At 50.0% G+C, this 12965-nt stretch carries 10 protein-coding genes; 4 read left to right on the plus strand and 6 right to left on the minus strand.

Translation table 11 applies throughout. From position 1 onward, the window contains the following. Positions 1-76: 76 nt before the first annotated feature. Both gapA and BGK46_RS13365 read right to left on the minus strand, forming a co-directional pair. Positions 77-1072 carry a glyceraldehyde-3-phosphate dehydrogenase gene (gene gapA, locus BGK46_RS13360; RefSeq protein ID WP_069590018.1) on the minus strand — a complete coding sequence of 332 codons (996 nt, stop codon included), beginning with the start codon at positions 1070-1072 and terminating at the stop codon, positions 77-79. 368 nt (positions 1073-1440) lie between these two features. Beyond that, the gene (locus tag BGK46_RS13365) at positions 1441-2292 is read right to left on the minus strand and encodes a DUF2989 domain-containing protein (RefSeq protein ID WP_069590020.1); all 852 of its coding nucleotides are present in this window, start codon (positions 2290-2292) and stop codon (positions 1441-1443) included. Between the two features lie 152 nt (positions 2293-2444). Between BGK46_RS13365 and BGK46_RS13370 the strand changes: the two genes are divergently transcribed. After that, positions 2445-2726 carry a YeaC family protein gene (locus tag BGK46_RS13370; protein WP_069590022.1) on the plus strand — a complete coding sequence of 94 codons (282 nt, stop codon included), beginning with the start codon at positions 2445-2447 and terminating at the stop codon, positions 2724-2726. Positions 2727-2783: 57 nt separating this feature from the next. On the opposite strand, the gene BGK46_RS13375 is transcribed toward BGK46_RS13370, so the two are convergent. The 4 genes from BGK46_RS13375 to sppA form a co-directional block, all read right to left on the minus strand. After that, positions 2784-4088: a YjiH family protein gene (locus tag BGK46_RS13375; RefSeq protein WP_069590023.1), complete on the minus strand. Its 1305-nt coding sequence runs from the start codon at positions 4086-4088 to the stop codon at positions 2784-2786. A gap of 124 nt (positions 4089-4212) precedes the next feature. Next, a complete protein-coding gene (locus BGK46_RS13380) occupies positions 4213-4881 on the minus strand; it encodes a glutathione S-transferase family protein (RefSeq protein WP_084781467.1) in 669 nt (222 codons plus the stop codon). 108 nt (positions 4882-4989) lie between these two features. Beyond that, positions 4990-6003 (minus strand): asparaginase, encoded by a 1014-nt coding sequence (ansA, locus tag BGK46_RS13385; protein ID WP_069590079.1) that lies wholly within the window; start codon positions 6001-6003, stop codon positions 4990-4992. 134 nt (positions 6004-6137) lie between these two features. Continuing rightward, a complete protein-coding gene (gene sppA / locus BGK46_RS13390; protein ID WP_069590024.1) occupies positions 6138-8024 on the minus strand; it encodes a signal peptide peptidase SppA in 1887 nt (628 codons plus the stop codon). 214 nt (positions 8025-8238) lie between these two features. Between sppA and BGK46_RS13395 the strand changes: the two genes are divergently transcribed. The 3 genes from BGK46_RS13395 to BGK46_RS13405 all read left to right on the plus strand — a co-directional run bounded on the left by BGK46_RS13395 (position 8239) and on the right by BGK46_RS13405 (position 12964). Continuing rightward, positions 8239-10251 (plus strand): NADPH-dependent 2,4-dienoyl-CoA reductase, encoded by a 2013-nt coding sequence (locus tag BGK46_RS13395; RefSeq protein ID WP_069590026.1) that lies wholly within the window; start codon positions 8239-8241, stop codon positions 10249-10251. Between the two features lie 113 nt (positions 10252-10364). Next, positions 10365-10913: an NAD(P)H nitroreductase gene (locus BGK46_RS13400; protein ID WP_069590027.1), complete on the plus strand. Its 549-nt coding sequence runs from the start codon at positions 10365-10367 to the stop codon at positions 10911-10913. A 98-nt stretch (positions 10914-11011) separates the two neighbouring features. After that, positions 11012-12964, plus strand: coding sequence for a DNA topoisomerase III (locus BGK46_RS13405; protein WP_069590081.1), 1953 nt, complete (start codon positions 11012-11014; stop codon positions 12962-12964). Position 12965 lies beyond the last annotated feature (1 nt).

A 12965-nucleotide genomic window follows, 5' to 3' on the forward strand; every position in this document is an offset into this window, starting at 1 on the left:
GCGCAGAAACGGCATAGAGCCCATAAACAAAAGGCGGCCAACGGCCGCCTTTAATCGATACTATGGTAATTGCATCTTACTTAGAGATGTGTGCAACTAGGTCAAGTACTTTGTTTGAGTAGCCGATTTCGTTGTCGTACCAAGATACAACTTTAACGAATTTGTCGGTCAGTGCGATACCTGCTTTAGCATCGAATACTGATGTTTGTACTTCACCGATGAAGTCTTGAGAAACAACCGCATCTTCAGTGTAACCAAGAACACCTTTCAGCTCACCTTCAGACGCTTCTTTCATCGCGGCACAGATTTGCTCGTAAGATGCTGCTTTCTCTAGGTTGACAGTCAGGTCAACAACAGAAACGTTGGCAGTTGGTACGCGGAACGCCATACCAGTCAGTTTACCGTTCAGCTCAGGAAGTACTTTACCTACTGCTTTTGCTGCACCAGTTGAAGATGGGATGATGTTCTGAGACGCACCACGGCCACCGCGCCAGTCTTTCGCAGAAGGACCGTCAACAGTTTTCTGAGTTGCAGTGGTTGCGTGAACAGTGGTCATCAGGCCAGACTCGATACCGAACTTGTCGTTCAGTACTTTCGCGATTGGCGCTAGGCAGTTAGTGGTACAAGATGCGTTAGACACGATATCTTGACCCGCATACTCGCTGTGGTTTACACCCATAACGAACATTGGTGTTGCGTCTTTAGATGGACCAGTCAGAACAACTTTCTTCGCACCCGCTTGGATGTGCTGACGCGCTGTTTCGTCAGTCAGGAAGATACCAGTTGCTTCAGCAACAACGTCAACACCAGCCTCATCCCACTTAAGATCTGCTGGGTTGCGCTCTGCCGTTACACGTACTTTCTTACCGTTAACGATCAGGTTGCCGTCTTTCACTTCAACAGTGCCGTTGAAGCGGCCGTGAGTTGAGTCGTACTTCAGCATGTAAGCCATATACTCAACGTCAATCAGGTCGTTGATTGCTACTACTTCAATGTCGTCGCGCTCTACAGAAGCACGGAATACGAAGCGGCCGATACGACCAAAACCGTTAATACCTACTTTGATAGTCATTATGTTGCTCCACAACTTAATTTCTAGTGAGATGAAACTGGTAGTAAAATTACAGAATAGGACCCGTCCATGCAAGGGTAATCGCGCCCAAAATTGTTTAAAGTCAAAAAAAAGTACGGATTTTTTTTACATCACCTAAACATTTTGCGCCCCTGCGACTCTACCTGCCCCTTCTTTGACCAATAGGTACAAAACGAAAGGGTGAGGTATTGGATGACTGCTGGTGTACTGAAAAGCGTAGAAGCAGATGCGCAATCGTGAAAGGTAAGCACATCAATTCCGTTATTTATTGGCGAGCAATGGGTTGGTAAATTACTGACAGATAGAGGGAAGCGCCCGCATTCGCAGGCGCTTTGAGGTTAGGTCGGTTATTTGGGATCCAGCGCGTTGACTAGCGTGGCTTCGAAATCACCGTCTCGGATCGCTGAAGAGATGTCTTTTGCTAAGCTTTCCAACTGGTTGCGGCGTTCCTCTGACAGAGGATACAGCCGTGCTAACCGATCGCTATCGGCAATGGGTAAGTTATAGTCTTTACCCACTTTGGCCCATAGATACGCATGATCGAAGCGCTCCAACGCATGGTTGGTGGTCGCTAAGGATTTAATCGCTTCAGGGATCACTTCGTCACGTACCTCTTCATCGTTGCCGTCATACAGCTCAAGCACATGCAACAAGATACGAACGGTTTTGGGCCTGTCACGAGAGACGTAATAGGTGGCGAGTCCAAGTTGAAGCTGGGGCGTTTCAAGATGCTGTGTTCCCTCAAGTTTTAGAAATTGAGGTAAAGCGCTGTTATCGCCTTGTGACCAGCGGTAATAAATCACCGGTGGTTGATACGAGTCTTTCAATTCGCGTTCTAAGCGTTCGATAGAATCATAGGCGTGATAGACCGCTTCGGTGCGCTTCGTTTTTCGCTCTTTTAGAGTGGTTGGTTCGATTCCCGCAACCAGCTCCATGCAGCGTAAATAGACTTGCGTCTGTTTGAGTTCGGCCAGTTTATTGAGATCACTGGGCTTTTCATCCACCGCTAACCGTTTGAAAATCAAGTCTGAACGCTCAAAACGGCATTGGCCATCACCAATGTTTAACCCTTCGCACAATTCAGGATGCGTATCACACACTTGGTTGGTGGTCGGTTCTCCCTCACAGCCAGCCAGTAGCAAAAGCATTACGCCAGCAAAGGGAGCAGCAGTGAGTGATTTAGGTAATCTCAAATGCATGGTTGTTCGTATCCTCAATCAGTTGCGGTGAGTATACTTCAAATCTAAGTGTAGTTTATGTCCTAAAGCGTGATTTTGCGCACTGAACTCGAGATGCCGAAAGGCAGGTCGGTTAAGGCATAATAGGGACATGTCAAAAAGCGGAGCCATCCATGGATATTGAACAACTGTTAAAAGCGATGACACCAGAGGTTTACGATCGCTTGTGTTATGCCGTCGAAACGGGAAAGTGGCCCGATGGAACAGCGCTTAACCAAACCCAACGTGATCAAGCACTTCAAGCGGTGATGCTTTACCAATCGCGACATAACGAACAGCCTCAGCATATGACGGTTGCTAAAGGTGGACAGGTAACGTTCAAATCGAAAGCAGAGTTAAAACGTGAGTTTGCGAAGCCGGACGAAGTGCGTATTGATGTAAAGACGAAGCACTGATGAGCCGCTGCGACCGTGGTACGCGCCGCCTGTTAAAGCGGCGCGTTTTTGTATCATTTAGCCGGCAATGAGCAAGGCGAGGGGGATGGAAAGCATCAAACTTAATGCCGTGCGCAATGCCCAAATCACAACCAATCGGAACACGCTGATCGGAATGCTGGTAGCGAGAATGCAGGGAATCGATGCGGAGAAAAACAGTACACTCGACACGCAAGTAATCGCCGCACTAAAACGTAATACAAAGTCTGCCTCACTCAGTAACAGTGCAGGCAGAAACATTTCTGCCAAGCCAGCAGATGCAGCTTGGGCAAGCTGGTGGCCGTTATCTAACCCCCATAGCGCAGTGATGGGGTAAAAAATCCAGCCTAACCACTCAAAGACGGGGGTGTATTTGGCAGCTAACAGCCCTAACAACCCTACCGACATGATCGCAGGCAAGATTGTCATCGTCATCAACAAGCCATCTTTCACGGTGGCAAGCAGGTTGTGACTGACTCGGCCTGCTTGAGCGGCTTGAGATAATCCAGTTTGATAAGCCAGCCCCCAGCGCTGTCCCTTAATAGCTTGTGGTTCCGGCGCTAGCACATTGTCACTTAAGCCTTTAATAGGCGGTAGCCGCACTGTAATGGCGGTGACAATAAAAGTGATGATTAACGCACTCCAAAAATACAGGTTCCAGTGAGACATTAAATCGAGGGTACGGGCCACAATAATCATAAATGTGGCTGAGACGGTCGAGAAACCGGTTGCGATAATGGTGGCCTCTTTGACCGAATATTGCCCATTTTTGTAGACCTTATCCGTAATGAGCAAGCCGAGTGAATAACTGCCAACAAACGAGGCGACCGCATCAATGGCAGAGCGGCCTGGGGTTCGCCAGATGGGACGCATAATCGGCTGGAGCAAAATACCGATAAGCTCAAGTAGACCGTAACTGACCAAAAAGGACAGAAAAATCGCACCGACGGGGACAATCACGCCGACTGAGACCACTAGTTTGTTGAACAGAAAGGGCAGGATATCAGGCTCATGGAGAAAGGCTGGGCCAATTTGGGTGAGCGCCATGAATGCGCTAACGGCACCAATGCATTTCAATAACGAGAATAGCTTTTGACCGCCGCTTTGCCGCCACTGCCCCGTCCATAGTGGCATAATGGCACCGGCTAAAATAATCATGAGCACATACAGGTTGATCAGGTTGCCAAAGGTGTTTTTTATCCAACTAACAAGGTGATCGAGCGGAATGGTGGTGTTGCCATCAATAGAAATAGGGACGAAGAAAAACACAATGCCAATGGCACTCAGTCCGAACAGGCGCCATAACACCTGCGAATGGGAAGTAACTTGTCTGACGTGCTCCATGTCAGTCTCCAGCTATACAATATCCTAAATTTGTATATACCAGAATACAGACTGTGAGGAATGCTAGTCGGTGAAAACCGTAAAGCGACTCACAGTTTCCACCAAGGGTGAGCATTGGTGCCAACTAATCATTTGGCGCAGAGAGACTGATTGGACTGGCGAAAAAAGGTGTCAGTTGGTGGTTCTCTTCCTGTGCATAATCGCCAAACAGCGGGTGCTGGCTGAGTGCTTCGAGATATTGATTTAGCTTGGTGTAGCTGCTGTCAAGCACCAGTCCTGCCATTTGAGCACAACGAAATAGACTCCATACACTGATGGTGGCCATATTGACCTTATCCGCAGGAATATGGGTAAGGAGTTGTGAAAGGTATTGGCAAGCTTCTGGTAGCGTTTTTAACGCATCATTGACGGCTTGGTGGTCTATGTCTTTTTCGAGCATGTGACCCCGAACTACACGCTGATAAAACAAGGTATCCACGATTAAAGGGCTGAGATGGTGACGACAATACCACTCAATCCAGCGTATATCGGCACGGTGACGGGCATTGCCGGGATACAGCAAAGGATCAGGGTACGCATCATCAAGGTACTCGGCCACGATTGTATCGTGATAAATCGTGTGCCCGCCATCGAGCAGTGCAACGATGGTTTGCATGGGCGGGTGGCGCAGCACGACTTCATGCGCTTCAAACGGAGAAGCTGGGACCAGTTCGTAATTTAGTTGTTTAAATCGTAAAGCCAGCGCAATTTTTCGCGTTTGTGGTGATAAAGAATCACCGTGCAACACCATCATTGTGGAACACCCTGATCGGCGAAATGTATGAATAAATTAGCAGATAAAAAAGCCGACATCATTGTCGGCTTCACAAACTCATGATTTTTTGACCAAACTTGAGACGAGCTAGTAATAGCTTAGCTCACCACGTAGATCCTTTTGTACCATGGTGCGAAGGGTCTCAAAAGGCAAGTCTTGACTGAGCAAGAAATGGAGTTTGGCGAGGGCTGCTTCAGGCGTCATATCATAGCCGCTGAGTACGCCGGCATCAGCAAGGGCACAGCCAGTGGCATACCCCCCCATATTGACACGGCCAGCCAAACATTGGGTTAAGTTCAGTACCAACACCCCGCGTTCTGTTGCTTGTTTGAGTAGCGACAGTAGCTCAGGATTCTGCGGTGCATTACCCACCCCAAACGTAAGTAAAATCATGGCATTAACAGGTTGCTTTAATGCATTGCGTACCACATCGGGTGAGATTCCCGGATACATCATAATCACAGCCACCGGCTGGTCGTTAATGGTATGTACTTTAAACGGACCTTGTGCCGGCTGATTAAGATCGGTGGCTTTCACTTCGATATGAATGCCCGCTTCCAGCAGTGCGGGTAAATTCGGTGAAGTGAACGCATTAAATCCATCTGCATGCGATTTGGTACTACGATTACCGCGCAGTAATTGATTATTGAAGAATAAAGTCACTTCATTTACCGGATAGTTCGCTGCAATATGCAGGGCGTTCAATAAGTTCGCCTGTCCGTCAGAGCGAAGCTCGGCAATGGGGATCTGAGATCCGGTGACAATCACAGGTTTTTCCAAGTTCTCTAACATGAACGACAACGCCGAGGCGGTATACGCCATGGTGTCGGTACCATGTAAGATCACAAAACCATCGTAGTCGTCGTAATTCGCTCCAATATCGTCAGCAATGCGTTGCCAATCCTCTGGCGTCATATCCGATGAATCAATGAGTGGTTCGTACTCATGAATGGTAAAACGAGGCATTTCTGGACGATGGAATTCTGGCATGTTTTCGAGCTGTTGCTGTAGAAACCCAGAAACAGGCACATAGCCATGATCGGATTTCTGCATGCCGATGGTGCCGCCCGTGTAGGCGATATAAATATGTTTACGTTCCATCATGACAAATCTGCATTAAATGAGCGTGAGCACAGTATACATGTAACCGTTACATGGTTGGTACTGCGTAACCACACAGAATCGAGGAAAACTTTGGGATAAAGCTCCGACCAGGACGGCCGGAGCAAAGCGTGCTACTGATACTGGCAATTTAAGCAGAACAAGTAACGCCCTTGAGGGTCGTTAAATTGTTCGAGCATTGTCACCGACTGTAACTGCGGTGATGCCAGTAACTGGCTTGCAAACGTCGGGAGGTTCGCCTGCATCGCTTGGCCAAAAACTGACGCGGTTTGGCCGAGCATCTCAGTCATAAACTGCTCGAACGGCGTCAGCGGTTTTTGCATCCAATCTAGCTGATAGTTTTCCAAGCCCGCCAATTCTGCTGCTTGTGTCACCGCATCATCAAAGTCGCCTAATTGATCGACTAACCCGAATTTCAGCGCATCGCTACCAGTCCATACGCGACCTTGAGCTACCTTATCTGTTTCTTCCAAAGACAGGTTACGGTGCGTGCTGACCAAGGAAATAAAGCGGTGATAGCCGTGCTCAATGCCTAGTTGCATGATCTGGCTGACATCGTCAGGCAAGGCCCGAGTCACACCAACTCCCGAGAAGGGGGTTGTGCCTACGCCATCTGTGTGGACACCAATATCTTCCAGCGTGTTCTCAAAGGTGGTGAACAGGCTAAAGATACCGATAGAGCCGGTAATGGTGGTTGGCTGTGCGACGATGCGATCTGCGCTGGCAGAGATCCAATAGCCGCCAGAAGCCGCGACGCTAGACATAGAAACCACCACAGGCTTACCAGCTTCGCGCAGTGCATCGACCTCATTGCGGATAATTTCAGAAGCAAACGCACTACCGCCTGGGCTATCTACACGCAACACCACTGCTTTAACACTGTCGTCAAGGCGAGCATCGCGTAGCATCGCCGCCGTGGTATCACCACCGACGGTTCCTGGGCGCTGAACGCCATCCATAATCGGGCCACTGGCGACAACGACGGCAATATTATTGTCACCGGGGATGGCAAAGCGAGATTGAATTTTGGGTAGATAGTCGTAGTAGCTGGTGTACTCAAAACTGTCTTCCCCGTCGCTGCCAAATTTATCGGCAAGATAACGACGGATCTCTTGACGGGTCATCAACTCATCAACAATGCCAATATGTTTGGAAAGCGACGCAAAATCTCCCCCAAACGCCTCTAATGAGGTAATGAGTGTATCGGCAGAGGGAGAGAACATTGCCGCTTTAATGCCACGGTTTTTCGCCACATCGCTTACATACGCGTTCCAAAGCTGGTCGAGCCATGCTTGATTCGCTTCACGCGCCTGTGGAGACATGTCGGTGCGTGTGTAAGGTTCGACAAAGGACTTATAAGTGCCGACTCGGAAAACGTGAGTCGAGACATCTAATTTATCGAGTAGATCCTTCCAATACAGGTTGTAACTGCCATACCCTTGGAGCATCACCATGCCATCTGGTGACATCAGAATTTCGTCAGCATAGCTCGCTAAATAGTACTGGCTTTGGCTATACATCCCACCAATCGCCACGACCTCTTTACCACTTTGCTTGAACTCATCGATAGCTTTGGCGATATAGCGAAGCTTGGTCAGGCTCGTGGATGGCATGTCGCCTAGGCTAAGCACCAACCCGTTAATCTTATCATCCGTCGCGGCATGGCGGATGGTATCGACGATATCAAAGAGTACGTTTTCGGTTTCAATCGGTTGTCCGAGCGCGTTGCGTGAGAGGGTATCGATCGGATCGATACGACGGCGCTGTTCAACAATGGGGCCGTTTATATTCAGTAACAACGCGTGTGGGGCGGGTTTAGCTTGAACGGCTTTTTTCGCGGTTGTGTCACCGGTTGGCAGGGGCGAGTCGGCGGTTATCGCCCAATAAATGCCCACAATAACAGCAATGAAAAGCACATTTAACAAAAGCTGACGCACGAACCCGATAGCAACCCAAAGCCATCGGAACAAAGATGCAATGAAGCGAAACAGTTTTTTCATACTCTAATCCATCGATATATGTCGCTGATATCCTAGCTGATCACTGCAAGGATCGATAGCCCAAGCTTATCCCGTATCCGACAGAGTGGGGAGGAAAGTCCTACTGAGATCAACTATTCGACAATCGATGTTGCTGGTTTGTAAACGAACGTTTGAAAAACAGTAGCCGACAGCGCTATAGTCTGGTCAGACCACAACAATAAGTGAGCAAGCAATGGAACAGCACTCTTACCCCCATATGCTAGCCCCGCTAGACCTCGGGTTTACAACATTGAAAAACCGCGTTCTGATGGGCTCGATGCATACCGGATTAGAAGAAGCCAATGACGGTTTTAAAAAGCTCGCAGCCTTTTATGCAGAGCGCGCGAAAGGCGACGTTGGCTTAATTGTCACTGGTGGCTTTTCGCCGAACTTTCGCGGTCGATTGACTCCATTTAGCGCACAGTTTAGCTCTGGACGTGCCGCTCGTACTCATCGAGCCATCACAGATGCGGTACATGCCAATGGCGGAAAGATTGCACTTCAATTGCTTCATGCTGGGCGTTATGCCTTCCATCCGTTTGCCCAAAGTGCTTCCGCAATCCGCGCTCCGATCAGTAAGTTCACGCCTTTTGCCATGAGCGAGAGAGCGATTTGGCGCACGATCAAAGCCTTCGGCCGCAGCGCCGCGCTCGCGCGAGAAGCGGGTTATGATGGGGTTGAAATCATGGGATCTGAAGGTTATCTCATCAACCAATTTTTCTGCCATCGTGCCAACCGCCGTTATGATCAATGGGGCGGCTCGGTGGAAAATCGCATGCGTTTTGCCGTGGAAGTCATGCGGGCGGTGAGAAAAGCGGCCGGTGACGATTTTATTGTGATCTTCCGATTATCGATGTTGGATTTGGTCGAGCAAGGCAACACCTTTGACGATGTGGTCGCGCTAGCGAAAGGCCTAGAGCAGGCCGGTGTCACCATTATTAATACTGGTATTGGCTGGCATGAAGCGCGCATTCCAACCATCGCAACGCAAGTTCCTCGTGGCGCCTTTAGTTGGGTGACAGAAAAACTCAAAGGTGAGGTGTCGGTGCCTCTGGTTACCTGCAACCGAATTAATACCCCAGAGGTGGCCGAACAGATTCTCGCCAGCGGTCAGGCTGATATGGTTTCGATGGCACGTCCTTTCTTGGCCGATGCTGCCTTTGTTGCCAAAGCTAAGGCTGGGCAATCGGAGGACATCAATACCTGTATTGCCTGTAACCAAGCGTGCTTGGATCATGTGTTTAAAGGCAAGCGAGCCAGTTGCTTGGTGAACCCGAAAGCTTGCTACGAAACAGAGTTGGTGGCGACGCCAGTTCGGCAGGTGAAAACGGTGGCTGTCGTGGGAGGCGGAATGGCTGGGATCAGCTGTGCCACCGAAGCGGCTGAGCGAGGCCATACAGTGACCTTGTTTGAAAAATCTGATCGCTTGGGTGGGCAGTTTAATTTAGCGATGACCATTCCCGGCAAAGAAGAGTTCCAAGAGACCATTCGCTATTACTTGCGTCGTTTGGAGAAAGCCGGTGTCACCGTCCATCTTAATCACAGTGTTGAGGTCGACACCCTCAGGGAATTCGATGAGGTAGTGGTTGCAACCGGGGTTAAGCCTCGCCGCCCCGCGATTGAGGGCATTGATCATCCTAAGGTGATTGACTATCAAACCTTTATTCGTGAGCAACCTGAGTTGGGGAGTCACATTGCGATTATCGGCGCGGGCGGGATCGGCGTGGATGTGGCCACTATGATCACTGAACCTGCGAATCAACAACTGGATGACTGGTTGAAAGAGTGGGGGATCGATAAAACTATTTCCCACGAAGGAGGATTGTATCCTGCCCATGACACTAAGAGTGACAAGCAAGTATGGGTCCTGCAGCGTCGGGAAGGCCGCGTTGGCAAAGGCCCAGGGAAAACCACGGGTTGGATCCATCGTAAAACTTTGCAAAAACGAGGCGTAAACTTAGTGGGCGGTGTGACCTACCATAAAATTGATGATGGGGGATTACACATCAGCATCAAAGATGAGCCTCATGTCATTCCTGCCGACCAGATTATTCTCTGTGCCGGTCAAGAGTCTGTGAATGCGTTGGCCAAGACACTTGAGTCGGCAGGTTTGCCATTCCATTTGATTGGCGGGGCGGAGCATGCGGGAGAGCTAGACGCTAAACGGGCCATTCGTCAGGGCATTGAAACCGCACTCGCGCTATAAACCCGTATAAACTGCGCGACTTTGTCGCGCAGTGGCTGTGTTAGCATAAAGCAATCAGTACGATACGCTGCGGTGATACCGTGGCTGCATATACGGGTTACAAGGAAAAGACCATGAACGCACTTGATTTGCTATTACAGCGCCGCTCTATTCCACGTTTAGCCGAGCCAGCGCCAAGCGGCCAAACGTTAGAGAACATTCTTCAAGCTGGATTGCGCGCCCCTGATCATGGCGCATTAACGCCTTGGCAGTTTGTGGTGTGTGAAGGTGAAGGATTAACGCGGCTATCTCAGATTTTAGTGGAGGCCGCGAAAGCCGATGGCGCGGACGATACTGCGATAGAAAAAGCCAAACAAGCACCGTTTCGTGCACCCATGGTCATTGCGGTCATTGCGCGTACACGCTTTCATGAAAAAGTCCCGACGATTGAACAGCATATCTCCGCCGGTTGTGCTACCCAAGCAATGCAAATGGCAGCAGTTGCGCAAGGTTTTCAAGGGTTTTGGCGTACCGGCACCTTTGCCTATCACCCTGTTGTGCGCCAAGCGCTAGATGTAGATGGTGATGATGCGATTGTCGGCTTTTTGTATCTCGGTACTCCAGATTGTGCACCGGCCAATGCACCAACGCGTGATACCAGCAAATACGTGAAGTATCTCTAATTCACTTTTAAAGACCTGTGCATATGTACAGGTTTTTTATTGCGCCCGCCATACGCTTTGCATACCATGTGGTTCATTGCACAGAGTTAGAGAGTGATATGGCGCGCCTATTTATCGCCGAGAAGCCCAGCCTCGGCAGAGCCATTGCCGCCGGTTTGTCCAAACCGCAAAAAAACCACAAAGGCTATATCGAAACCGCCAACGGTGATGTGGTGACATGGTGTATCGGCCACTTGCTTGAGCAAGTCGAGCCGGACGCGTATGACAGCCAGTACAAGCAATGGAAGTTAGCACATCTGCCTATCGTGCCTCAGCAATGGAAACTGCGTCCGCGTAAATCAGCGGCTGGTCAATTAGCGATCGTGAAAAAACTGATCAAGCAGTTTGATCATCTCGTACACGCAGGTGATCCTGATCGCGAAGGACAACTACTGGTTGATGAAGTCATTGATTATGCGGGAGTGAGTAAAGCGAAAAAGGCACGTATTCAGCGCTTGTTAGTCAGCGATCTAAACGTGTCGGCCGTGAAAAAAGCGCTCAACAAAATGGGTGACAATCACGCCTTTGTTCCGCTGTCCGTGTCAGCGTTGGCGCGCTCTCGCGCTGATTGGCTCTATGGGATGAATTTGTCACGTGCCTACACGTTACTCGGTCAACAAGCGGGTTACCAAGGCGTGCTGTCTGTAGGACGTGTCCAAACCCCAGTACTGGGCTTGGTGGTCCGTCGTGACCAAGAAATCGAAGACTTTGTCCCTCATCCTTTCTATCAACTCGATGCTCTGTTGCCGTATCAAGGTGAAATGATCCGAGCTAGATGGCAGCCTAGTGACGCGTGCGCGCAATGGCAAGATGCACAAGGGCGCGTAATTTCTCGCGCTCTGGCTGAGAATGTTGCCAATCGTATTGCTGGCCAACCGGCAAAGGTGACAGAGGCCGAGCGCCAAACCCGCAAGCAGGCTGCGCCGCTGCCCTATAATTTGTCGGCCCTGCAAATTGATGCATCCAAACGGTTTGGCTTTAGTGCGCAAAAAGCGCTAGATATCTGCCAGCAGCTTTATGAGCGACATAAATTGATTACCTATCCGCGTTCGGACTGTCGATACCTGCCTAAGGGCCACTTTGCGGAGGCAGGTAAAGTCGTGCAAGCGATTCGACAAGGGTGCGAACCGCTTATCGATGCGTGCGATCAGGCAGATACCTCTAGAAAGAACAAAGCATGGAACGATGCAAAGGTCGGCGCGCACCATGCCATTATTCCCACCGCAAAAGCGGCGCCTGCTGGGCTTTCTAGTGATGAAGCCAAGCTTTACCAGCTCATCGCGCGCCAGTATCTCATGCAATTTTATCCACCGGCGGAATATGCAGAAGGTAAACTGGTGTTTGATATCGCGGGCGGTTGCTTTATTGCCAAAGGAAAAGTCTTGACCGTTGCAGGTTGGCGTTCGCTACTGCCGAATACGCAAGTGGCTGAGGCGTCAGCGAGCCCCTTGCCTCACTTACAGCCGGGCGAGCAACTAGTGTGTGAGCGCGGTGAGATAAAAGATTGTATGACAGAACCGCCGGCCGCCTTTACCGAATCGAGCCTGTTGCAGGCGATGACGGGGATCGGTCGCTATGTGCAAGATAAAAAACTGAAGGATATTTTACGAGAAACCGATGGTTTAGGGACTGAAGCAACCCGAGCCGGGATCATCGAGTTGTTGCTAAAGCGTGGCTTGTTACAGCGCCAAGGCAAAACCTTACATGCGACACCGAGTGGAAAAGGGCTAATCGCCGCGTTGCCGGAGAGCGCGACCTATCCAGATATGACCGCGCAATGGGAGCGCCAACTGCAAGACATGGCAGAAAAAAAATGCGCCTATCAACCTTTTATGCGTGCGCTGACCGAACAATTACAAGGTTTGATTGAGACGGTAAAAACCGCACCGCCCCCCACATCGTTGAAGAATTTACCGCCGCCACCCAAGCGTCAATTTACCCGTAAACGTCGCACAGGGGATAAAACACCCCGGCGCAAGCGTGCACCCAAACGACAAGCGTCTACAGGCTGAT

Origin of the sequence: Salinivibrio sp. SS2, from assembly GCF_001722075.1 — a bacterium.
GTDB lineage: Bacteria > Pseudomonadota > Gammaproteobacteria > Enterobacterales > Vibrionaceae > Salinivibrio > Salinivibrio proteolyticus.